The 22,363-nt window shown below is 71.2% G+C and carries 23 protein-coding genes; 8 read left to right on the forward strand and 15 right to left on the reverse strand.

All coding sequences use genetic code 11. From position 1 onward, the window contains the following. Window positions 1–2 precede the first annotated feature (2 nt). The 3 genes from ABZS61_RS24920 (at window position 3) to ABZS61_RS24930 (ending at window position 1,883) form a co-directional block, all read left to right on the forward strand. Window positions 3–749: a class I SAM-dependent methyltransferase gene (locus tag ABZS61_RS24920; RefSeq protein ID WP_356425285.1), complete on the forward strand. Its 747-nt coding sequence runs from the start codon at window positions 3–5 to the stop codon at window positions 747–749. Between the two features lie 13 nt (window positions 750–762). Continuing rightward, entirely contained in the window at window positions 763–1,041 is a 279-nt protein-coding gene (locus ABZS61_RS24925; protein WP_356425289.1) for a metal-sensitive transcriptional regulator, read from the forward strand. Window positions 1,042–1,103: 62 nt separating this feature from the next. After that, window positions 1,104–1,883 (forward strand): SDR family oxidoreductase, encoded by a 780-nt coding sequence (locus ABZS61_RS24930; protein WP_356425294.1) that lies wholly within the window; start codon window positions 1,104–1,106, stop codon window positions 1,881–1,883. A 63-nt stretch (window positions 1,884–1,946) separates the two neighbouring features. Here the strand turns inward: ABZS61_RS24930 and ABZS61_RS24935 are convergent, their stop codons facing one another. Beyond that, complete coding sequence (locus ABZS61_RS24935; RefSeq protein WP_356425503.1) at window positions 1,947–3,176, reverse strand: SpoIIE family protein phosphatase; 1,230 nt, start codon at window positions 3,174–3,176, stop codon at window positions 1,947–1,949. Window positions 3,177–3,445: 269 nt separating this feature from the next. On the opposite strand from ABZS61_RS24935, the gene ABZS61_RS24940 reads away from it, so the two are divergent. Beyond that, window positions 3,446–5,485 (forward strand): PA14 domain-containing protein, encoded by a 2,040-nt coding sequence (locus ABZS61_RS24940; RefSeq protein ID WP_356425298.1) that lies wholly within the window; start codon window positions 3,446–3,448, stop codon window positions 5,483–5,485. A 272-nt stretch (window positions 5,486–5,757) separates the two neighbouring features. Here ABZS61_RS24940 and ABZS61_RS24945 read toward each other — a convergent pair whose 3' ends face one another. Beyond that, window positions 5,758–6,792, reverse strand: a complete 1,035-nt coding sequence (locus tag ABZS61_RS24945; protein ID WP_356425301.1) for a LysR substrate-binding domain-containing protein — start codon at window positions 6,790–6,792, stop codon at window positions 5,758–5,760. A gap of 141 nt (window positions 6,793–6,933) precedes the next feature. Here ABZS61_RS24945 and ABZS61_RS24950 point away from each other — a divergent pair, with 141 nt between their 5' ends. Together ABZS61_RS24950 and ABZS61_RS24955 are read left to right on the forward strand one after the other, a co-directional pair. Then, window positions 6,934–7,773, forward strand: a complete 840-nt coding sequence (locus ABZS61_RS24950) for an NAD(P)H-binding protein (protein ID WP_356425304.1) — start codon at window positions 6,934–6,936, stop codon at window positions 7,771–7,773. Then, on the forward strand, window positions 7,770–8,369 hold the full coding sequence (locus tag ABZS61_RS24955) for an anthrone oxygenase family protein (RefSeq protein WP_356425307.1): 600 nt from the start codon (window positions 7,770–7,772) through the stop codon (window positions 8,367–8,369). Before ABZS61_RS24950 ends, ABZS61_RS24955 begins: the two co-directional genes overlap by 4 nt. 9 nt (window positions 8,370–8,378) lie before the next feature. On the opposite strand, the gene ABZS61_RS24960 is transcribed toward ABZS61_RS24955, so the two are convergent. Continuing rightward, the gene (locus ABZS61_RS24960; RefSeq protein ID WP_356425311.1) at window positions 8,379–8,873 is read right to left on the reverse strand and encodes a hypothetical protein; all 495 of its coding nucleotides are present in this window, start codon (window positions 8,871–8,873) and stop codon (window positions 8,379–8,381) included. Beyond that, window positions 8,870–9,274: a helix-turn-helix domain-containing protein gene (locus tag ABZS61_RS24965; RefSeq protein WP_356425314.1), complete on the reverse strand. Its 405-nt coding sequence runs from the start codon at window positions 9,272–9,274 to the stop codon at window positions 8,870–8,872. Before ABZS61_RS24965 ends, ABZS61_RS24960 begins: the two co-directional genes overlap by 4 nt. A 150-nt stretch (window positions 9,275–9,424) precedes the next feature. On the opposite strand from ABZS61_RS24965, the gene ABZS61_RS24970 reads away from it, so the two are divergent. Then, entirely contained in the window at window positions 9,425–10,327 is a 903-nt protein-coding gene (locus ABZS61_RS24970) for an NADP-dependent oxidoreductase (RefSeq protein ID WP_356425317.1), read from the forward strand. Window positions 10,328–10,640: 313 nt separating this feature from the next. On the opposite strand, the gene ABZS61_RS24975 is transcribed toward ABZS61_RS24970, so the two are convergent. Both ABZS61_RS24975 and ABZS61_RS24980 read right to left on the reverse strand, forming a co-directional pair. Continuing rightward, a complete protein-coding gene (locus ABZS61_RS24975) occupies window positions 10,641–11,633 on the reverse strand; it encodes an aldo/keto reductase (RefSeq protein WP_356425320.1) in 993 nt (330 codons plus the stop codon). 159 nt (window positions 11,634–11,792) lie between these two features. Further along, on the reverse strand, window positions 11,793–12,047 hold the full coding sequence (locus ABZS61_RS24980; protein ID WP_356425323.1) for a hypothetical protein: 255 nt from the start codon (window positions 12,045–12,047) through the stop codon (window positions 11,793–11,795). A 194-nt stretch (window positions 12,048–12,241) separates the two neighbouring features. Between ABZS61_RS24980 and ABZS61_RS24985 the strand changes: the two genes are divergently transcribed. Then, window positions 12,242–13,255 carry a LuxR C-terminal-related transcriptional regulator gene (locus tag ABZS61_RS24985; RefSeq protein WP_356425326.1) on the forward strand — a complete coding sequence of 338 codons (1,014 nt, stop codon included), beginning with the start codon at window positions 12,242–12,244 and terminating at the stop codon, window positions 13,253–13,255. Between the two features lie 87 nt (window positions 13,256–13,342). Here the strand turns inward: ABZS61_RS24985 and ABZS61_RS24990 are convergent, their stop codons facing one another. The 9 genes from ABZS61_RS24990 to ABZS61_RS25030 all read right to left on the reverse strand — a co-directional run bounded on the left by ABZS61_RS24990 (window position 13,343) and on the right by ABZS61_RS25030 (window position 22,363). Then, on the reverse strand, window positions 13,343–13,909 hold the full coding sequence (locus ABZS61_RS24990; RefSeq protein WP_356425329.1) for a hypothetical protein: 567 nt from the start codon (window positions 13,907–13,909) through the stop codon (window positions 13,343–13,345). After that, window positions 13,906–14,133 carry a chorismate mutase gene (locus ABZS61_RS24995; RefSeq protein WP_356425332.1) on the reverse strand — a complete coding sequence of 76 codons (228 nt, stop codon included), beginning with the start codon at window positions 14,131–14,133 and terminating at the stop codon, window positions 13,906–13,908. Before ABZS61_RS24995 ends, ABZS61_RS24990 begins: the two co-directional genes overlap by 4 nt. 64 nt (window positions 14,134–14,197) lie before the next feature. Beyond that, the gene (locus ABZS61_RS25000; protein WP_356425335.1) at window positions 14,198–15,520 is read right to left on the reverse strand and encodes an MFS transporter; all 1,323 of its coding nucleotides are present in this window, start codon (window positions 15,518–15,520) and stop codon (window positions 14,198–14,200) included. A 23-nt stretch (window positions 15,521–15,543) separates the two neighbouring features. Further along, window positions 15,544–16,335: a cyclase family protein gene (locus ABZS61_RS25005; protein ID WP_356425338.1), complete on the reverse strand. Its 792-nt coding sequence runs from the start codon at window positions 16,333–16,335 to the stop codon at window positions 15,544–15,546. A 1-nt stretch (window position 16,336) separates the two neighbouring features. After that, complete coding sequence (ilvE, locus tag ABZS61_RS25010) at window positions 16,337–17,284, reverse strand: branched-chain-amino-acid transaminase (RefSeq protein ID WP_356425341.1); 948 nt, start codon at window positions 17,282–17,284, stop codon at window positions 16,337–16,339. Between the two features lie 39 nt (window positions 17,285–17,323). Further along, window positions 17,324–18,982: an FAD-dependent monooxygenase gene (locus ABZS61_RS25015; RefSeq protein ID WP_356425344.1), complete on the reverse strand. Its 1,659-nt coding sequence runs from the start codon at window positions 18,980–18,982 to the stop codon at window positions 17,324–17,326. Next, complete coding sequence (locus ABZS61_RS25020; protein ID WP_356425347.1) at window positions 18,979–20,280, reverse strand: tryptophan 2,3-dioxygenase; 1,302 nt, start codon at window positions 20,278–20,280, stop codon at window positions 18,979–18,981. The genes ABZS61_RS25015 and ABZS61_RS25020 overlap by 4 nt, the downstream gene beginning before the upstream one ends. After that, complete coding sequence (locus ABZS61_RS25025) at window positions 20,277–21,569, reverse strand: aminotransferase class V-fold PLP-dependent enzyme (RefSeq protein WP_356425350.1); 1,293 nt, start codon at window positions 21,567–21,569, stop codon at window positions 20,277–20,279. The genes ABZS61_RS25020 and ABZS61_RS25025 overlap by 4 nt, the downstream gene beginning before the upstream one ends. Further along, the gene (locus ABZS61_RS25030; protein WP_356425353.1) at window positions 21,566–22,363 is read right to left on the reverse strand and encodes a tryptophan 2,3-dioxygenase family protein; all 798 of its coding nucleotides are present in this window, start codon (window positions 22,361–22,363) and stop codon (window positions 21,566–21,568) included. The genes ABZS61_RS25025 and ABZS61_RS25030 overlap by 4 nt, the downstream gene beginning before the upstream one ends.

Here is a 22,363-nt window from a genome sequence, read left to right on the forward strand (position 1 = left end):
CGATGGATGACGAGGACGGCTACTTCGGCGACCAGGTCGCCGCGACCTACGACGACCCGGCGGACGAGATGTTCCTGCCGGAGGCCGTGAACCCCGCGGCCGACTTCCTGGCGGGGCTCGCACGCGGCGGGCGAGCGCTCGAACTCGGCATCGGGACGGGGCGTATCGCCCTCCCGTTGTCGGAGCGCGGGGTTCCGGTCCACGGGATCGACATGTCGCGGGCGATGGTGGCGCGCCTGCGGGAGAAGCCCGGCGGTGACGCGGACACCATCGGTGTGACGATCGGCGACTTCGCGACGACGAAGGTGGACGGGACGTTCTCCGTCGCCTACCTGGTCTTCAACACGATCATGAATCTGACGACGCAGCAGGCCCAGGTGGACTGCTTCCGCAACGTCGCCGCGCACCTCTCGCCCGGGGGCACCTTCGTCATCGAGGTCATGGTGCCCGAACTGAGGAAACTGCCTGCGGGGCAGAGCGTCGTACCGTTCCATGTGAGCCCGACGCGCTGGGCGTTCGACTCCTACGACATCGCCACCCAGACGATGAGCTCGAACTACGTCGGCGTCGAGGGCGGCCGCGGCACGTACCGTTCCATCCCGTTCCGGTACGCGTGGCCCGCGGAGCTCGACCTGATGGCGCAGCTCGCCGGGCTGCGCCTGCGTGAGCGGTGGGAGGGCTGGGCGCGGGAACCGTTCACGAGTGAGAGCGGCCGGCACGTCTCGGTGTGGGAGAAGCCCGCCGACTGACGGAGGATGAGGCATGGAACTCGAGATGGCGGCCGATGAGCTGAAGTCGGTCCTCAACCGGCTGCGCCGGGCCCAGGGCCAGATCGCCGGGATCATCAGGATGATCGAGGAGGGCCGTGACTGCGAGGACGTGATCACCCAGCTCGCCGCCGCGTCCCGGGCCCTGGACCGGGCCGGTTTCGCGATCATCGCGTCGGGTCTCGAACAGTGCCTGGCCGAGGACGGGCGGGCGGGCACCGACAGGGACCGGATGCGTGCCCGCCTCGAGAAGCTGTTCCTCTCCCTGGCCTGAAATCCGCCCGGGGCCGTAAGGCGGTTGCGCGGAGCACGGGCGGCCCCTGATCATTCCGCCCTGTGACGAACAATGACGAGAACCAGGCCGCTGCCCGTCCGCTCGCGCTCCTCACCGGCGTGGGCCGCACCGTCGGCATCGGTGCGGGCATAGCCCGGCAACTGGCCGCATCGGGCTGGGACATCGCCTTCACCTACTGGACACCGTACGACCGCCGCATGGCCTGGGGCGCCGAGCGCGGAGCCACCGAGACGATCGCCGAGGAGCTCGCCGAGCACGGGGCGGCCTCCGCGGCGATCGAGGCGGACCTCACGGATCCGGACGCCCCTCTGCGCATCTACGACGAGACGGAACGCCGGATGGGCCCCGTCACCGCCCTCGTGATGTGCCACGCCGAGTCCGTCGACTCCGGGCTGCTCGACACCACCCTCGAGAGTTTCGACCGGCACTTCGCCGTGAACGCACGCGCCACCTGGCTGCTGATCCGCGAGTACGGGCTGCGCTTCCGCGCCACGCCCGGCACGGGCCGGATCGTCGCCCTCACCAGCGACCACACGGTCGGCAACCTGCCCTACGGGGCGAGCAAGGGCGCCCTGGACCGCATCACCCTGGCCGCCGCCCATGAGCTCGCCCACCTCGGCGTGACCGCCAACGTCATCAACCCCGGGCCGGTGGACACGGGTTGGATGTCCTCCGAGGCGCGGGAGGGACTGGCCGGGGCCACCCCGCTCGGCCGCCTCGGCACACCGCGGGACACCGCGCACCTGGTGGATTTCCTGTGCTCCCCACAGGGCCAGTGGGTCAACGGGCAGCTGCTCAGGAGCAACGGGGGCCTCGACTGAAGCGGTGGTGGCAGGGCCCTTCACCGCTGCGCTGACGGGCCTGTCCGGGCGGCAACCGCACGGTCACAGACGGACGACGACCAGGGCGGTGTCGTCCGTGTTGCCGCCCGGCGGAATCATCTCCGCCAGCAGGGTGTCGGCGAGGGTGTCCGCATCGGCCTGTCCGTGACGGCTGAGGCAGTCGGCGAGCCGGTGAAGGCCGGTGTCGATGTCCTCGTGGCGGCGTTCGACGAGGCCGTCGGTGTAGAGGACGAGGGTGGCGCCCTCGGAGAAGGCCACTTCGGCCTGGATTCGCGGAATGTGCTCGAAGCGGACGCCGAGCGGCGGGTCGGTGGCCCGGTCGAGGAACTCGACGGTGCCATCGGCCTGGAGCAGCGCGGGCGGGGGGTGACCGGCGCTGCTGTAGGCGATCGTGCGGTTGTCGCAGTCGATCACCGTCTGCAGAGCGGTGGTGGACTCGGCGCCCTGCACCGAGCGGGAGTAGAGTCCGAGTGCGTCCAGGGCGGTCGCGGGGCCCTCGGCCACACGTACGGCTGCGCTGAGTGCACTGCGGAGCTGTCCCATGATGCCGGCCGCGGTCAGGCCGTGACCGACGACGTCGCCGACCGCGACCGCGAAGCGACCGTCGGACAGTTCGGCCAGGTCGTACCAGTCGCCGCACACGTTCAAGGACCCGACCGCGGGTTGGTAGCGCACAGCGCCCCGGCGGCGGCCGAGCGGTCCCGGCGCGGGGAGCATCGCGGACTGCAGACTCAGGGCGACCTCGCGTTCGCGGGCGTGGGCCCGGCGCAGCCGCTCGTTGACCTCCTGCAGTTCCCGGGCGCGGGTGTACAGCTCGGCCTCCAGGGCCCTGCTCCGGTCCCCGCCGAACCGCCCGCCGCGTGCGCGGATCAGTTCGGTGACCTCTTCGACCCGGTGCAGCACCAGCGCCACCCGCCCGTCCGGGCCGAGGACCGGGGCGTTGACCGGGCTCCAGTACCGCTCCTCCCACCGGCCGGGACGGTCGGGGTCCTCGACGTCGTAGCGCTGCAGCGCCATGGTGTCGCGCTCCCCGGTGGCCGCCACCCGCAGCAGCGACGCCTGAAGGTTGCGCACGCCGCTCGCGGCCGGATCGTTGGGGTTGTCGGGGAACACGTCGAACAGGTAGCGGCCGGCCACCTGGCCAAGGGTGCGCCCCGACACCCGCAGATACGCCTCGTTGACGTCGGCGTACACCAGGTCGGTGGTGAGCAGGGCCGCCGCAGCCGGCAAGGCCTGGAACACCGCCTCGTAGTCGATCCCGGAGTGCTTCACGACGCCCTTCGCCTCTTTGTGCAACATCGGCCCGACGGAACCTGCCGCACCGGGCACCCGCGGGATCCCGACGTGAGCGGCCGAACGACCACAGCGTGACCCAGCCCCGCAGCCCGGGGCTTCCATTGCGCCATCGGCGGCATGTCACCTCCCGGCCGGGAACACCCACACAGTTGTTCCCCCGGTCTACAACCAAGCCCGTTCCTCGGGAGTCTTGATCTTCCGGGGCAGTCGCACGCTGCCCCGCACGATCAAGACCGAAGGAACGCATGAACCGACCCAGAGGAACGACGGTCGCCACCGCGAGCGCCGTCGTACTCGCCACCGCGGGCAGCCTGCTCACCGCGGCCGCTCCCGCCTCCGCCGCCGTGACCTGTGCATCGCCCGTCTTCACGAGGACGTTCTACGCGAACACCAGCTTCACCGGAACCCCCAAGGGCACCGACTGCGACTCCGTGATCGACCAGAACTGGGGCACGGGCGCGCCCGGTTACAAGGGCATGCCCGCCAACGACTTCGGCGTCCGGTGGTCCATGACCCGCGACTTCGGCTCCGGCGGGCCCTTCGCCTTCACCGCGTCCTCCCGCGACGGCATCCGCGTGTACGTCGACGGCGTCCGCAAGGTCGACGTGTGGAAGAACGTCGCCACCACCGTCTCCAAGACCGTCAATCTGACCATCCCGGCGGGCAGGCACAGTCTCCGCGTCGACTTCGTCAACTGGACGGGTGCGGCGAACGTCAAGTTCGCGTACACGCCGCGCACCACGGCGACCGTCGACACGGTCAAGCCGCTCGTCCCGACCGGGACCACCGTCGCCTACAGCACGGCGACCACGTCCACGAAGGTCAGCTGGGCGGCGAACAAGGAGATGGACCTCGCCGGGTACCGCGTGTACCGACGGCTGAAGGGTGCCGCCTACCCCACGAAGCCCGTCGCGACCACGACGGCCACCTCGTGGACCGACACGACCCTCCCGAAGGACGGCAACGTCTACTACTACGAGGTCCGCGCCTACGACAAGGCCGGCAACACCTCGTCGGGCACCGCCGACCTCGGCGTCACCACCGTCGACCGCACAGCCCCCGCCGCCCCGAAGGGCGTCGAGGACAACTGGGCCATGGGCTCACCCACCAAGATCACCCTTTACTGGGACAGCAACTCCGAGCCCGACCTCGCCGAGTACCGGGTCTACCGCTCGACCTCCCTGCCGGTCGCCCTCACCCCGGCCAACCGGCTGGCCTCCACGGGCGGCGGCTACACCGGACCGCTGCCGCAGACCGGTCACATCTACTACTACGTCGTCACCGCCGTCGACACGCACGGCAACGAGTCACCGGCCTCCGGCTCCGCCGAGTACTACAGCGACGACCTGACCGGCCCGGTCGACACTCCGCTCGGCACCCGGGTCGCGGAGGGCGAGACCGGCGTCACCGTCACCTGGGACGCCTCCGAGGGGACCAGCTCCGACTTCGCGGGCTGGTCGGTCTTCCGGGCGCTCAAGCCGCGCGCCTCCGGAATCACGGTGTGGGAGATCGCCGAAGGGCTGAAGGGCACCACCACCTTCGTCGACAACACCGTGAAGCCCGGCACGACCTACTACTACTGGGTGGTCGCCAAGGACTGGGAGGGCAACCCGGGCACCTCGTCGACCGACCTCAAGGTCGCCGTCGCAGGCAACACGACCTCGCCCGCCGCGATCGAGGGCGTCACCACGGTCCCGAAGGCGAACGGCGTCACGGTCTCCTGGACGGCGAGCGGCGACCCGTCCCTCGACCACTACCGGGTGCTGCGCGGCACGTATGCCGACGGGCAGTGGAACTGGACCCCGGTGGGCGACCGCACCAACGAGCGCCCGTGGCTCACCGGGACGACCTGGCACGACGTCACGCCCGCCGACGGCCAGCAGGTGCGCTACAGCGTCGTCGGCGTCGACCAGTACGGCAACCAGCTCTCCCCGGACGACGGCGCGACCGTCACCGACGTCACCGAGCTGGACCTCCGCCCGACGGCCCCGCCCGCCACCGGCTCGCCCTTCACCTGGATCCACCCCAACGGGCCGAGGGACTTCAACCTGTACCTCGAAGACATCACGAACGAGAACGGCAGCGAGGCCACCGGCTTCGCCGTCCGCCGCTGGAACCCGGTGAGTGGGACGTTCGACATCCTCGGCACGAGCGAGATCTCCGACCACATGTCGTGGCACGACGCCGACCAGCCGAAGTCGACCACGCTGTTCTACCGCTTCACCGTCCTGTACGCGGACGGAACGGAGTCCGGAGCGAGCGAGATCGCCGGCGCGATCGCCTGAGCGATCGCCTGAGCCCGGGAGCCGCGCAGGACCGCGGTGTCTCGGGCGGCCATCGCCTCCAGCAGCCCGACGCCGTGCTGCTGGAGGCAGGCGCACGGTGAGCGCGGGGGGGGGCATTCCCAGGACGCCGGCGGCCGACAGGGCCGTTGGAAAGATCGTCATCTGTCTGCCCGTCACCCCCGTGACCCGCAGTCGGAAGTTCTCCGACCAGGCCGCCGTCCGGCCCTCTCGATCGCGGCTTCGGGAGCGAACCGTCGGGGCGCCTGACACCGCTACGCGGTCGCGGTCAGTGGATCGGGGTGCGCCGCCACGTAGTCGCAGGCCGCTTCGGAGAAGGCCCGGACGCGGTTGTTGTCCGCCGCGGAGAGCCAGATCAGGCGCCATTCGTACGCGGGGGCGCCCTTGATCGGGACGAACGCGACGTCGGGGCGGGCGTCGTACACACTCGCGTGGGACGGGACGGGGAAGACCCCGTGGCCTCCGCCCACCAGCGCCCACATCTCCTGGATGCTGCCGAATTCCGTGCTCCGCCCGGCGCCCCGTCCCTCGGGCGCTCTGCCGGGGGCGAACGAGGAATCCGCCTGCCCTGGAGCGAACAACCGCTCCGCGCCCTCGGGAGCGACCCATCGGGCCGCCTGCCCGGGGACGGACCGCCCGGCCGCCTGCCCCGGAGCCGACGCCCGCTCCGCCTGTCCCGAGGGCGCCCGCGGCCGCAGCACCTCGTGCCGCGCGAGCTCCGCCACATCCACCGCTTCACGCCGCGCCAGCGGATGCCGCGCCGAGACGGCAAGCATCGGCGCCTCCCGGAACAGCATGGGGCTCACGCTGTGGTCGGGTGCGAGCGTCGATACCGGTACCGCGAAGTTGTCGATGAGCAGGACGTCGATCACGTCGTCGCGCAGTGGCGCCGTCCCGTCCGGAAAGCGGCTCTCGTGCAGCCGTACCTCGCATCCCGGGTGCCGGGTCCGCAGCAGCTCCGCCGCGCGCATCACGAACTGTGCGGTGGCCGTCCCCAGGAACCCGACGCGCAGCACGCCGTCCACGCCCCGGCCCGAGGCCACCGCTCGCGCGAAGGCGTCCAGGAGGTCTTGGTACGCGGGCTTCAGGTCGTCGAAGAGGCGCCGCCCGATCGCGGTGAACGCCACCCGTCTGCTGGTCCGCTCGAAGAGGGCCGCGCCGACCGACCGTTCCAGCTTCTGGACCGTCTTGCTGACCATGGCCACCGAGACGTGCAGCCGCTCGGCACTGCGCCCGAAGTGCAGCTCCTCGCCGACCGTAAGAAAGATCTCGATCTCACGCCGCTCCACGACTCCCCCTATCGTCAACCCACAGGTCAACGATCCTTGCAGGAATGGCAGTTGATGGCGATCCCCGGGTGGTCGAGGCTTTGAGCACACCGCAGGAACGCGGTCACCGAAGCGCCATCCACGAAAGCCGAGGCGATCAGCATGACTTCTCCCGCACTCACCCTGGTCCTGGGCGGGACCGGTAAGACCGGACGCCGTGTCGTACGGCAGCTGACCGGTCGCGGCCACGTGGTCCGCATCGGCTCACGGTCCGGCGGGATCCCCTTCGACTGGAACGACTCCACGACATGGCAGCCCGCCCTGGCCGGTGTGGACGCCGTCTACGTCGCCTACCAGCCGGACCTCGCCGTCCCCGGCGCCCCCGAGGCGATCGGCGCCTTCGCCGAACTCGCGGTACGGACCGGAGCACGCCGTCTGGTGCTGCTCTCCGGGCGCGGCGAGCCGGAGGCCGAGGCCTGCGAGAAGGCACTGGCGGCCTCGGGCGCGGAGTGGACGGTCCTGCGTGCCGCGTTCTTCGCCCAGAACTTCAGCGAGGGCGACTTCCTCGGCCCGATCCTCGACGGGGAGCTCGCACTGCCGGTCGGGGACGTCGAGGAGCCGTTCATCGACGCCGACGACATCGCCGAGGTCGCCGCCACCGTCCTCGCCGAAGGCGGGCACGCAGGCCGCACCTACGACCTGACCGGCCCCCGACTGCTCACCTTCGCCCAGGCCACGGCCGCGATCGGAGCGGCGACCGGCCGCGAGATCGGCTACGCCACGGTCCCTGCGGACGCCTACGCCGCCGAACTCGCCGCGCACGGCGTGTCCGCCGATGTCACCGGCCTGCTGACCTACCTGTTCACGAGCGTCCTCGACGGCCGCAACGCGTATCTCGGCGACGGCGTCCGGCAGGTCCTCGGCCGGCCGGCCCGCGACTTCACCGACCACGCCGCCGAGGCCGCGGCCACCGGTGTCTGGACCCCCGGAGCCACCTCGTGAAGACTCTCCAGACCGGGACCCTGCTCGCCTCCGTCCTCGCCTCCGGCTTGATGGCGGGACTCTTCGCAGCCTTCGCCTACGCGGTGATGCCGGGGCTGCGCAGCACCTCCGACCACACGCTCGTGGCGACGATGCAAGGCATCAACAGGTCGATCGTCAACCCTGTGTTCATGCTTCCGTTCATGGGGTCGATCCCGCTGATCGCCCTGGCGGTGTTCCTCGCCTGGCGCGGTCACGGGCGGCCGGCGTTGCCCTGGCTCGTCGCCGCGCTCGTGCTCTACCTGGTCGCGTTCGCGGTGACCGTCGCGGTCAACGTCCCGCTCAACGACCAGTTGGAGCGGGCCGGCGACCCGAGCTCCATCGGAGACCTGGCCGCCGTCCGCGAACGGTTCGAGGCCGCCTGGGTCACCTGGAACATCGTGCGCGCGCTGCTGCACACGGCGGCCTTCGCCTGCCTGGCCTGGGCCCTGGTCCTGTACGGCGCGGACGGGTCCCCCACCGACCGGGCGGCAGCGCCCACCTCCAACGGGACCGGCGCACCGCTCCGGACAGGCCCCGGCCCCTTTGCGCACGACGGGCATGGGGCCGACCGCTGACGCGGCGCGCTATGTGGGGTACGGCTCCCCGCAGGCGCTGCAGAACGCGGGGTTCCGGTCCGCCGACAGCCGTCCGCACTCCGGGCAGACCAGGTCCAGCATGCACGGGGCCTCACCGCCCTCGTACGCCGTCTGCGGGACCCGGACGGCCGGCTTGATCGTCAGCCCCGGACGGCGGCGGTGGACCGTCAGGTACGTCAGCCCGTCCGGCCCCGCCTCCAGGGCGCGGCGGGAGGTGCGGGGCAGCCAGGTCACCGTGGTGGGGGCGAGGTCCAGGGTGTCGCCGCCCGTACGCAGGCTGCCGCCGCCCGCGAGGACGACCAACAGCACGTCCAGCACGTCCTCCTGGTGCTCGCCCACTCCGGCGTTCGGCGGCAGGTGCACGACGTTGGCGTCCAACTCCCGCCCCGGCTCGGCGAGGTGCCACAGGGCGCCGCGTTCGCCGGGGGCGGCGGAGGCGAGCAGCTCGTCCAGTACGGCCAGCACCTGCGGGGTGGCGTTCATGCCGCGGCCTCCTCGTCGTACCGCTCGCGTGCCTCGTGGACCTGGTCGAAATGGGTCTCCGCCCAGGTCTTCACCGCGGACAGCAGACCACTCAGGCTGTGCCCGAGCTCCGTCAGTTCGTAGTCGACGCGGACGGGCACGGACGGTGTCACGGTGCGCGTGACGAGGCCGTCGCGCTCCAGTGAACGCAGCGACTGGGTCAGCATCTTCTGGCTCACCCCGGCGATCCTGCGGCCGAGGTCGCTGTAGCGCATCGGGCCCTCGCGCAGGGCGCTGACGATGAGGCTGACCCACTTGTCACCGAGGCGGCCGAGCAGCTGGTTGGTCGGGCATTCCCTGAGGAAGGCGTCGTACGCGGATCGGGCTTCCTCGCGGCGCTGGGCCGCGGTGCGTGTCGCCATGGGTCTGCTGCCTCCGGTCCTACCTGTGGGTGGCCTACGCACCTCGGAGTACGTACTTACCGAAAGAGAGTAACTCTTCCTAGGTTTGTGGGGCGGGAGCAACCCGCACCGTTCGCGGGCCCTGAGGCCCAGGGAATCAGGGAGATCGACATGCGCGCAGTGGTGGTCAAGACGTTCGGCGGACCCGAGGTCGTGGAGGTCGTGGAGACCGCGCTGCCCGAGCCGGGTCCGGGCCAGGTGCGGATCAAGGTGGCGGCGGCGGCCCTCAACCCGGTGGACGCGGCGTACGGCGCGGGCTTCCTCGCCCCGCTGTCCGAGGGCGGACAACTGGGGCTCGGCTGGGATGTGGCGGGGACCGTGGACGCGGCCGGTGCGGGGACGCCGTTCGCCGCCGGGGCCGAGGTGGTGGCGCTGGCGTACGGGCCTGCGCCGGTCAAGGCACAGGCCGAGTACGTGGTGGTGGACAGCTCGGCGGTCGCGCCCGCCCCGGCCTCGGTGGACGCGGCCCGCGCGGCGGCCGTACCGCTGAACACCCTGACCGCCGCACAGGCGCTGGACCTGCTGGACCTGGTCCCTGGGTCCACGCTGCTGGTCACGGGCGCGGCGGGTGCGGTCGGCGGATACGCGGTGCAGCTCGCCCACCGGGCCGGCATCACGGTCACCGGGGTGGCCGGGGCGGGGGACGAGGAGCTCGTACGGTCCCTCGGCGCGGACCGGTTCGTGGCACGCGGAGCGGCGGCGGGCCCGTTCGACGCCGTGCTGGACGCGGCCGTGATCGGCGCCGACGCACTGGCGCACGTCCGGGACGACGGGGACTACGTGGGCGTCATCCCGCAGGCGGGCCCTCCGGGCGTGCGGGGCATCAGGGTCCAGGTCGTGGAGGTGGCCGCCGACGGCAACCGGCTCGCCGAGCTGGTGAAGCTGGTCGACGCGGGCGTCCTGACACCGCGGGTGGCGGACACCTACCCCCTGGAGCGGGCAGCCGACGCGTACCGCCGTCTCGCGGAGGGCGGCGTACGGGGGCGGCTCGTCCTGGTGCCGCGCAAGGGCTGACTACGCTGTCCCCTTCGCACGCCGTCGAGCCGAGGGGACGCCGCCGAGTTGACGGTGATCGACGCGGCGGGCCACCTGGGCGGCCCGGCGACCGGCCGCGCGGTACTGGCGGCGCTCGACCGGTTCGCGCGCCGGGGGTGAACCCGGCGCGGCAGGAAAGCATTCCGGCACCGGCGTACGAAGGCCGCCGCCCGCCGGAGCGGGTGACGGCCTCGACGGCGGGGCCCAGGGTCTCCCGTCCGCATCATGCCGGGCTCGCGGGGTGCGGCACGCACCCCGATCCGGTCCGATCCGAACGAGAGACCCTGGTCGATCACCAGGCGAAGGCCTCCGGAGACGGGCCGGGACCCGGGAAGATCTCGTCCAGAGACGCGAGGAGCTCCTCGCTCAGCTCCAGTTCGAGGGCGCGCAGTGCGGAGTCCAGCTGTTCCTGGGTGCGCGGGCCGACGATCGGGCCGGTCACGCCGGGCCGGGTCAGCAGCCACGCGAGGGCGACCTCACCGGGCTCCAGGCCGTGCTTGTCCAGGAGGTCCTCGTACGCCTTGACCTGCTCACGGACCTCGGTGCGCTCCAGCGCGCTCGCCGAGCGGCCGTCCTTGCGGCGCTTGCCCTCGGCCTCCTTCTTGAGGACACCGCCGAGCAGGCCGCCGTGCAGCGGCGACCACGGGATGACGCCGAGGCCGTACTCCTGCGCGGCAGGGACGACCTCCATCTCCGCGCGGCGCTCGGCCAGGTTGTACAGGCACTGCTCGCTGACGAGTCCGACGCGGCCGTGCGCCTTCGCCAGCTCGTTGGCCTGGGCGATCTTGTAACCGGGGAAGTTGGAGGACCCCGCGTAGAGGATCTTGCCCTGCTGGACCAGGACGTCGATCGCCTGCCAGATCTCCTCGAACGGCGTGTGCCTGTCGATGTGGTGGAACTGGTAGATGTCGATGTAGTCGGTCTGCAGGCGCTTGAGGGAGGCGTCGACGGCCCGGCGGATGTTCACCGCGCTGAGCCGGTCGTGGTTGGGCCAGACGGTGGCTCCGTCACCGGCCATGTTCCCGTACACCTTGGTGGCGAGGACCGTCTTGTCGCGACGCCCGCCACCTTCCGCGAACCAGGTGCCGACGATCTCCTCGGTACGGCCCTTGTTCTCACCCCACCCGTAGACATTTGCGGTGTCCACGAAGTTGAGACCTGCGTCGAGGGCGGCGTCCATGATGCCGTGACTGGTCGGTTCGTCTGTCTGCGGACCGAAGTTCATCGTGCCGAGGACGAGTCGGCTGACTTTGAGTCCGGTGCGTCCGAGCTGCGTGTACTTCATGGGTCACAAGCCAACTGCTTCGAGCCCACTCCAAGCAAGTACCACCGTGTACCGGCACCTCATGGGCGCGGCCCGTCCGGTGGGGACGGGCCTGCCTGCCGGTCACACACGATCTATGAATCGTCTACGACCACGGGCGGGCCTGCGCAACGAACAGGCTCAGGACCAGCCGTTGTCGTCGATCATGGCCGCCGGGCGGGGGGCGGACCAGCCGTTGTCGTCGAGCAGAACCGCCGGGGCGGGGGCGGACCAGCCGTTGTCGTCGAGCAGAACCGCCGGGCCGGGGGTGGACCAGCCGTTGTCGTCAACGGCACGAACAGGGGTGGACTCCGGGACGGACTGACCGATAATGAACGCCAGGGCCGCGGCGAAACCAGAGACGATCAGGGCGATGCGAGCAGGGAACGACTGCATGAGGAGTGTCCTTTGGTGAGAGTCCTGAGAAAGGGCCGGACGGGGCATCGCTGTGTTTCGTCGAGCGGTTGTGTCAGGTTTGGCCGAGTTCCGGCTGCCTTCGACAACTTCAGCTTGCCGCGATTGCGGCCGGCTCGGCAGGGCATCTGACCCGGGTTATTCACGCCTGTCGCAAACACGAAGGGTGGAAGGCAATGCAGCACTTCGAGGAGGGAGCTCCCGATGCGGAGCTGACTCCCGACGGCCTGAGGCTCTACGAGTACGCGACCGGGGTCCCCTCGTTCACCCCGTCCGAAGCTCAGTGCGCGCTCGGTCTGGACGAGAAGGAGCTGGTCACGGCCGTGCGGCGGCTGGAGGCCCTGCGACTGCTGCGGCGGGACGCCGACTTCGAGGACCGGCTCACCGTGGTCTCGCCCCAGTTCGCGGCGGGCCAGCTGCTGTGGCCGATGGAGCATCAGATACGGCAGCAGTCGGAAAGCGTCGAGCGGATACGGACGGCCCTCGCCGCGTTGGGCCCCTGCTACGAGAACGGGCAGCAGCGTCAGCAGGCCAAGGAAGTCGAGCTGCTGACCGATATCGCCGACGTACGACGGCTGATCGACCAGCTGACGGACAGCTGCCGGACCGAGGCGCTCCATGTGCAGCCGGGAGGCGCGAGGGACCCCGAGGCGTTGCTCAAGGCGCGGGGCAGCATGGAGCGGTTGCTGGAACGCGGAGTCAGCAGCCGTTCGATCTACCAGCACCCGGCCCGCTACAGCCAGCACACGGTGGAGTTCGCCGAGTGGATGATGGAGCGCGGGGCCGAGGTGCGGACCCTGGCGGACGGCCCTGACCGGATGCTGATCTACGACCGCAAGGCGGCCGTGGTCAGCGTGCAGGGCGACTCCGCCCACGCTCTCGTGGTGTACGAGCCCAACCTCGTGGCGTTCATGGTGTCTTCCTTCGAGACCGCCTGGCGGGCAGCCGAACCCTTCCCGGTGGGCTTCGACCGCGAATGGGCCAAACAGGTCTCCGAAGATCTGCGCCAGTCGATCGTCCGGCTGCTGACCGAAGGCCTGGACGACAAGGTCATCTCACGCCGGCTGGGCATGTCCGTGCGGACCGTGCAACGCCACGTTGCCGAGATCATGCGCTCACTCGACGCGAAGAGCCGTTTCCAGACCGGCTATCTGATCGGTCTGGACAAGGGCGGTGCTCCGCCCTCGTAGCCCGGTGCTCCGCCCTCGTGGCCCGGTGCTCCGCCCTCGTGGCCCGGTGCTCCGCCCTCGTGGCCCGGTGCGGGCACGGCGGGCGGCTCACCACGGCGCGGCGGCCCTGCTCCTGGGCCGCCCGACGCCCCGGCGGCTGTTTCCGACGGTCATCGCCCGGATCACGCTCGGGGTGATGCGCTTCTCGAGCAGCGGCTCCAGCACGGTGCCGAGCGCCGCGGCGAGATGCAGGTTCTCGTCGTCCTCGGCGTGTGCCGCGGCCCGGGCGACCGCCAGTTCCACCCAGGCCAGCCCGGCCGGCGGGTCGCCGGGCAGGGTCATCAGGTACTCGTACTCGGTCTCGTACGGGCCGCTGTCGGACGACCGGATCCACCACGGCGGAGGATCGACCGGCTCGGCCACCCCCGCCTGCCCCAGCGGCGGCACCGGCGGGGCGACCAGGCGAGGGGCCCGGCCGGTGAGCCGGGCCACGGCGTCCAGCGCCGCGTCGGCCGGGTCGGTGTCCCCGGGCCGGTCCGCGCCGGGCAGTTCGAGGCCACCGGGCAGGACGCCCAGGAGCCAGGGCCCCCGGCCGTCCGGGCCGGGGCCGTGGTCGCGGGCGTACACGAAACAGCGCAGGCCCTGCGCGGGGATGACGGCGTCGACGGGGATCACCGGTTCGGCAGCCGGTCGGAGAGGCCGAGCACCAGGAGAGCCAGGTTGACTCCGGGTCGGCCGAGTTCCTCGCTGTAGCGGCCGATGGCCGCGTTCTCCTCGGCGAGCGAGGTCCGGGAGCTGCCGGAGCTCACGCGGGCGTGGGTCTGCTTCCGGGCGGCCGCCGCGCGGCGGCCCACGAGGTGGATGATCTGCTGGTCGAGGGTGGCGATGTCGTCGGACATTGAGCGCTCCATTTCCGGTGCGTTGTCTTCCGGTACGTGGTCGTGGCGGTGTGGCCGGTCTCGGTCAGCCGGCGGGTACGAGATCCGGGTCCGTGGGGGCGGAGGTGGTGGTGCGGGTCCTGCCGCGCAGGGTGGTGAGGGCGACAAGGGCGCAGAGCGCGGCGAGCGGCAGCCAGACCCAGGCCGCGTGGTCGAAGGAGATCAGCGCGACGCCGATCGAGGGGCCGAAGAACATGCCGACGCCCATCATCGAGTTGCACAGGGCGCTGGCGCGGGTGAGCTCGCGGTCGGGGACCTTGGAGATCAGCCACGGGTGGAAGGAGCAGGAGTACGCGCACTCGCCGACGGCGAAGAGTACGGCGTACGCCAGCAGTCCGGTAAGCCGTACGGGGCCCGGGCCGAAGGCCGTGAAACCGGCCACCAGCAGGCCGGCGGCCCACAGGGCGACGGCGATGCGCAGGCCGTGTTCCTCGGGGCGCTTCTCCAGCAGCTTGGTGATCGGCCGCTGGGCGGACACGATGACCAGGACGTTGAGGGTGAGCATCACGGAGATCCAGCCGATGCCCGTGTCCATGAGGTGGTCGGCGACCAGGGGGGCGGTGGCCTCGAACTGGCTGTAGCCGATCAGGTAGGCACCGAACTGGAAGAGTGCGGCGCCGAGGGCGGCCTTGATGAGCATGCCGGTGCCGAGGGCGTGGACGGCCGCACCGGTGGGCTTTCCGGCCGGCTCCCCGTCGGCGGTCCCGGTGCTCCTGGTGGTCTCATCCGTCTCGGCGGTCTCCGTCGGCTCCGCGATCTCGGGGACCTTGCGGGCCAGACCGAGCGCGAGGGCCACCGGCAGGTAGCCGACCGCGTTCGCGATGAGCAGCCAGGTGATGGCGTCGCGGGAGAAGACGGTGAGGACGAGGCCGGCCAGCAGTGAACCGGCCGCGAGGGTGGCGTTGAGGATCTGGTAGCGGCGGGCGAAGACCTGACGGCGCTCCTCCGGCGGTACCAGGGAGTTGACGATCGGGATGATCGCGGCCATGAAGCAGCCCTGGCCGGCGCCGCCCAGGACCGCCGCGGCAGCGGCGGTGACGAGGTTGTCGCCCTGGGTCAGGAGCAGGAAGCAGCTGAGCCAGAGCAGCAGGCCGGTGATGCCGAGAGCGTGCCGGGGGAAGCGTACGGCCGCGGAGGCGAGCAGCAGGGAGACGGCCAGGTTGGCGAGGCCGGACACGCCGTAGTACACGGCGACCCCGGCGGTGCCGATGTCCGGCTGGGCCGCCAGATGGATGCCGATGAACGGGAAGACCATGCCGTAGCAGAACGACGACAGGCCGTGCAGGACCAGGATGCGGTTGACCGACCTGCGGCGCAGCGCGGCCAGACCGTCGGGCGTCCGGAGCATGGGTGTACGAACCTTCCTTGGGATCAGCGGGACACGAGGGCGAGCACCCGGGCCGGGCTGCCGGAACCGCCGACGATGGGCAGCGGCGCGGCGATCACCACGGCGCCCCGGGGAGGGAGCAGGTGCAGGTTGCGCAGCTGGGTGATGCCGTACTTGTCCGCGCCGTGGAAGTACCAGTGGCAGGGGTACGGCTGGTCCCCGAACTCGCCTGCCTGGCCGGCGTCGGTGCCGACCGTCTCCACGCCGACGCCGATGATCCCGGTCTCCTCGGCCAGCCACCGGGCGCACTCGGTGGAGATGCCGGGTGTGTGCCGGCCGTTGAGGAACTCGTCCTGGGAGCCCTGCCGGGACTCCCAGCCGGTGCGGTAGAGCAGCCAGCCGCCCGGGATGAGCGGGCCGTGCTCCTCCTGCCATGCCTCGACGTGGTGGCGCTCGAGCAGGAAGTCGGGATCGGCGGTGGCCTCGGCGGAGAAGTCCAGTACGCACGCGGGGGCGACCAGGCGCTGCGGCGGGACCTGGGAGACGTCGTCGAGGTCCTTGCCTGTGACCCAGTGGATGGGGGCGTCGAAGTGGGTGCCGGTGTGCTCGGAGAGGCGGATGTTGTTCCAGTAGACGGTGGGTCCGGCCTCGTCGTAGTGGCTGATCACCTCCCGTTCGAAGGCCCACGGCTGACCGCGCTCCGGCGGGAGCTGGATCAGCGGGGTCTCCTCGTCGAGCGGCGAAGTGAGGTCGACGACTTCCACGGAGCCGTCGAGCAGACCGGCCAGCAGGGGGGCGGTCGGGCTGGTGGGCTGGGTGTCCACGGCGGAGGTCATGTCACTTCTCCCCGGTGGTCTGGACGATGGTGGACCAGTGCCGGTATTCAGGGTGCTGGCCCCGGACCACCGAGTCGTACAGGTCCTGGAGCTTGCGGACCATCACGCCCGGGGTCCCGTCGCCGACCGGTATGCGGTCGAGGCTGGTGACGGGGGCGACCTCGGCGAGGGTGCCGGCGACGAAGATCTCGTCGGCGGTGTACAGCTCGGTGCGGTCGATCTCACGGCGCTCCATGGGGATGCCGAGTTCCTTCCGGGCGAGCTCGCCGACGGTGGCGACGGTGATGCCTTCGAGGACGCCGCTGGTGCCGGGCGGGGTGATGAGCTTGCCCTCGTGCAGCATCGCCACGCAGGAGCCCGGAGCCTCGGAGACGCTGCCGCGCTGGTTGAGCAGGAGGGTGGTGTCGTAGCCGTTGCGGATGGCCTCGTGGTGGGCGAGGCGGCTGTTGTGGTAGTTGGCGCCCGCCTTGATGCGCGGCGGCATGGAGTCGTCGCTGATGCGGCGCCAGGAGGAGACGGTGGCGGCCAGGCCGCCGTCGAAACCCCGGCCACGCGGGGCGCGGGTGGAGGTGATGTGGACGCCGGCGTCGTCGGTGTGGCTGAGCGGATCCGCGTTCGGGCCCATGTTGAAGTACGCGACGACGCAGATGTGTACGTCCTCCTCGAAGGCGTTGGCCTTGAGGACGTCGATTACACCGTCCTTGAGCTCGTCGTCGGTGTAAGGGATCTCCATCCGCAGGCTCTTCATCGAACGGCGCAGCCGGGCCAGGTGCTCGTCGATGCGGAAGACCGCGAGACCGCTCTCGCCGGGGCGGCGGTAGGCACGCAGCCCCTCGAAGACGTTGGCGCCCCAGAACGCGCCCTGGGACCGGGCGTGGACGGTGCACTTGTCCCAGTCGACGATGGCTCCGTTGAGCCAGGCGTGGGTGGGGAGTTGGGGTGTGGTCACTTCGTACTCCTGATGCGGGACACGGGAAGGGGGCAGGGGTCAGGCAGCGGCTGCGACGCGCTCGCGGGCGGGAGCGGGGGCAGGAGCGGTGGCCGCGGCGCAGTGCGCGAGTGTGGCGGCGAAGAGCTCGGGGTGGGCGGTGTCGGCCACCGCACCGATGTGTCCGTCCGGCCGGACGATCAGGCAGGTGCCCTCGGGGGCCAGGTACGCCTCGCGGAGCACGCTGTCCCGGTCGCGGAGCACGGTGACCCCGTCGGGCATGTCCGTGGCGGGGCCGGCGGTCGGGACGGCGAGTTCGCCCTCACGCAGGACGACGACCAGGTTGGTGTCGAGGCCGCGGGTGTCGGCGAGCGCACGCTCGGCGAAAGCGCGGGCGGCGGCCCGGTCCTGGGCGAAGTGGAGGACGGTGAACCCGGAGCCGTACAGCTGGCGGATACGGGCGGCGCCGGGAGCGGTGATCCGCGCGTCGGGGGCGAAGGCGCCCAGCAGGGGGTGCAGTTCGGCGGACTGGATCACGGGCGAGTCGACGTACGTGTGCGGTTCGGCCATCCTGCCGCTGTTGACCTTGTCGCGGGCGCCCTGGAACGGCTGGGAGAGGGACAGCAGCACCTTGCGCGCGAGCCTGCGCACCAGGTTCGGCGGCACCATGAACTTGATGGTCGCCTCGGTGACGGCCAGGTTCTCCTTGGCGGCCGCGTAACGCTCGTCGTGGTAGGTGTCCAGGAGCGAGTCCTCGGCCTTGCCCTGCATGACCAGGGCCAGCTTCCAGGCGAGGTTGTCGGCGTCCTGGATGCCGCTGTTCATGCCGCGGGAGCCGTACGGCGGCAGGGAGTGGGCGGAATCGCCGGCGAAGAAGATCCGGCCGATGCGGAACTTCTCGACCACGCGCTGGTGGAAGCGGTAGGTGGACAGCCAGTCGATCTCGTAGTCGACGTCGCCGATGACGGCGCGCACCCGCCGGTCGAAGCGGCCGTCCGCGCGCTCGGCCTCGATGTCGGTCTCGGGGGCGAGCTGCCAGTCGATGCGCCAGATGTCGTTCGGCTGCGGGTGCATGACCAGCTGGCGGCCCGGGTTGAAGGGCGGGTCGTAGTGGAAGTGGCGCTCCTTGGCGAGCGGCAGCTTCACCTTCAGGTCGGTGATCAGGAAGCGGTCGCGGTGGCTGTATCCGGTCCACTCGACACCGGTGAGCTTGCGCACGGGGCTGCGGACACCGTCGCAGGCGATCACGTACTGGCAGCGGTAGTCGCGCGGGCCGTCCGGGGTGTCGGCGGAGACGGTGACGGCGTCGCCGTCCTGCTCGACCCCGGTGACCTCGTGGGCCCAGCGGACCTCGCAGAGCGGGTCGGCCTCGGCCTTCTCCAGCAGGAGCTGCTCGATGCGGAACTGCGAGATGTTCACGAACGGGCCGTAGCCGATCCGGCGGGTGTACTCGGCGGCGCGTATCTCCTTGCCGCGCACGTAGGTGCGGGCCGTGGTCCAGGTGACGCCCTCGGCGCCGATGGTCTCGGCGCAGCCGAACTTGTCGAGGGTCTCCAGTACGTCGCCCTGGATGAGGCACGCCTTGGAGCCCTGCTTGCGCAGCTCGGGGTCGCGCTCGAAGAGGACGCTCGGGATGCCGAAGGAGGCGAGGCGGGCGGCCAGGGTCATGCCGACGGGACCGGCACCGACGATGCCTACGGGGATCAGGTCGCTGTTCATGCTGTCTCTTCACTCTCTGTGCGGGGCGCGGTGCCGGTACGGGCGTCGGTGCGGTCGCCCGTCTCCGTGTCGGGGGTCTCGTCGACGCTGCGGAAGACCGGGATCTTCCGCACCGAGCTGAGGTACGGGGTGCCTTCGGTCGCGCCGGTGCCGGAGCGGGTACCGAGCATCCGGACGGCGATCCGGTAGTGCGTCTGGCGCCAGCGGCGCAGTGCGCCGGCGAAGCCGAGCATCGAGGCGGTCAGCAGTTCGCGGTCGGCGGCGCTGAACCGGGCGTCGGCGAGGGCGGCGCCGCAGGCATCGTCGAGGGTGGGCTGGCCGGCCAGGACCCGCTCGTGCACCTCGGGGGTGGCGCGGTAGGCGGGAGAGTCCAGCCGGTCCTTGTCGGGCACCCGGCACAGGGACTCGACCAGCTTGTAGTTGCGGGACTGGATGGCGCTCGCGCCCTCGGTGAAGTCGCGGAAGACGCGGAAGGATTCGACCTGCATGGTGGCCAGCAGCGAGAACAGCGGTGCCGATTCGGCGAGAGCGGTCTCGGCGACCGAGAGGTGCCCGGCCGCGTCCCCGGTCCGGGCGCCGTCCAGGTCGCCGATGGCCGTACGGATGCTCAGGGCCAGCAGCGCGAAGGTGGTCTCGAAGGTCTGCAGCACCCGGATGAACATGTGCTCGTCGTGCGATATGTAGACCGGCAGCATGCTGAGCTTCAGCACCTGGCGCTCGTGCGGGTCCAGCAGCTCGCCGTCGACGAGCTCCCACAACTGGGCTGCCTGCTCCGCCGGTTCGGCGGCGGTGAGCCGCTCGCCGTACCCGAGCCTGGCGAGCGCGGGCCTGGCCACCCGGACGGCGAGCCGGCAGCGCTTCTCCACCATCCGGGCTTCGGGCCGCATCTCCGGGAGCCATTCGGTGCGCCCCTCGGCGGCGGCCAGCTCGAACCGCAGGAGGTCGGCCAGGAGCTGCACGGTCAGCCGGTCCCGGGTGACCCGGGCGGCCTCGGCGGCTGCCGGCCCGTCGTCGGCGGTCGGCAGGCCGAGCACGCTGAGGGAGGTGTACGACGGGTAGTCGTACCGGCCGTCCCACTTGTCGAGAGCGGTGTCCAGGAAGCGGTCGAGCAGCAGGCGGTCCGCCGCGTCGGCGCGCGTGGGCGCCTCGGGGGCGAGCCGCTCCCTGCCCAGGGCGAGGGACTTGAGGATCTCGTCCGGTACGAAGTGCTTGCCGACGCGGTGGAACTCGTGGGTCACCGCGGGGTACGGGAAGCGGCTGGGTACGGGGTCGGCCAGCCAGTCGGTCAGCTCTTTCACGCTGCGGGTCTCACTTTCGGGAGTGGGACGGCAAGGGCGGGGCCGGTCAGCGCACGGAACTCGCGCATGGCCTGGCAGAGGGCTTCCACGTCGTCCGTGGAGTTGTAGTAGTGGAAGGACAGGCGCACGACGGGCCCGCGTGGGCTGACGGCGATGCCCTGTCCCGCGAGCCAGCCGGCGAGGGCGCGCGGGTCGGCGTCGTACAGGCCGAGGTGGGCGCCCTGCAGTTCCGGCCTCTCCGCCTTGCGGACCCGTTCGCCCTGGGCGACGAGAGTGCGTGCGGTGCGGTCGGTCAGGGCCGCGATGTGGCGCCGTACGTCGGCCATGTCGACGCCCCGGAACAGGCCGAGCGCGGCGTTGGCGGCGTACACGGCGGGCACCGCCGGGGTGCCCGTCTCGAAGCGCCGGGCGATGGCCGGGAAGTCGAGCCTCAGCGGGTCGAACGCCATCGGTTCCACCCGCCCGAACCAGCCGGTGAGCTGAGGGTCCTGATCGCTGGTCAGGCCGGCGCGGGCGTAGAGGAAGGCCAGGCCGGGGAGTCCGGCGAGGTACTTCATGGTTCCCGCGACGAGGTAGTCGCAGCCGATGTCCGCGACGTCCACAGCCATGACACCGACGGCCTGGTAGGCGTCGACGAAGGTCAGCGCCCCGGCAGACCGGCCGGCTTCGACGATCTCCGCGACCGGCGGCCGCTCGGCGAACTGGTAGGTGGACATCGGGACCGACACCAGCGCGGTGCTGTCGCCCATGGCCGCCGTGTAGTCGGAGGCCCGGACGCGGCCGGTGCTCTGGTCGCCCGTGAAGATCACCCGGGCGCCGCGCGGCCGCTGGGCGAGCCAGACATGGGCGACGGACGGGAACTCCTCGACGGTGGTGACGATGTCGACCCGGGTCTCCAGGGAGAGCGTGGAGACGACCTGGTAGGCGCCGACGGAGGCGTTGGGCAGGATCGCGATCTGGTCCGGGCCGGCGCCGATCAGGTCCGCGAAGCGCTGCCGGGCCTCCTCGATCTCCTGCTCGAAACGGGCCCAGGGGGCGCCGTGGGCCGTGATGGCCTCCTGCATCCGCTCCAGTGCCTCGTCGACCGCGTCGGACCGGGCACCGAGACTGCAGCTGGCCAGGTGGACCGTCCGCTCCAGCATCGGGAAGCCACGGCGGAACGCCGCGGCCGTGACGTCCCCGCCGACACGGTCGGCGGTGACCGGGGCTGGTGCGGTGGCCGGGGCGGGTGCGTCGGCCGGGGCGGGTGCGTCGGCCGGGGGCGCGGTGGCCGCGCTGCCGCGGCTCATGCCGTACTCGTCCCGGCGGGCGGCGCACTGCCGCCTCCGGTCATCGGGCAGACCGGCGGTGCGGTCTCCGTGGCGTACTCGGGAGCCGGTTCGTCCTCACCCATGGGGCCGGACAAGGTCAGCTCGGTCCGCAGTTGCCACAGTTGCGGGAAGAACTTGTGGCTGATCAGCGTGGCCAGGAAGTCGCTCGGCGCACCCTTGGTGCCGACCACGGAATGGCCGATGACACGGGTGACCATCTTGTAGTGCTGGGTGCGCCACAGCGAGATCCGCTCGTCCCAGTCGATCATCGCCTCGGCCAGCCGGTACTCGGCGGTGTCGTGGCCGCTGAGGTAGACCTCCACGAGGTCGGTGCCGCGGGCCTCGATCAGCCGGCGGAAGGACTTGTCGAGGTCCTGGCTGACCATCCGGACCGCTTTCCAGCCCGGGGACTCGAAGCCCGAGCCGTGCCCGAGGACGGTGCGGATGATCTGGAAGTCCGAGGGCGCGAGGTGCCGCATCATCTCCAGCTGGTCGGCGGTCATCCGTACGCCGAGAGAAGCGCGGCCGAGCAGCCGGGCCGCGGTGTCCAGCTGCCCCGCGTCGATCTGCCGGCCTGCCTCCGCGACCTCGTAGCAGGCGAGTTTGAGCCACAGCTCGGTCGACTGGTGGACGATCTGGAAGAGCATCTCGTCCCGGTGGATCATGTCCTCCGGGCGGCGCTGGAGCGACAGCAGCGTGTCGGTCCGCATGTAGCGCGTGTAGTCGTTGTCCCCTTCTCCGTCGAGTACGGGAACCGAGTAGTCCTTGGACAC

This window comes from Streptomyces sp. NPDC005566 (assembly GCF_040605575.1).
In the GTDB taxonomy this organism is placed as follows: domain Bacteria; phylum Actinomycetota; class Actinomycetes; order Streptomycetales; family Streptomycetaceae; genus Streptomyces.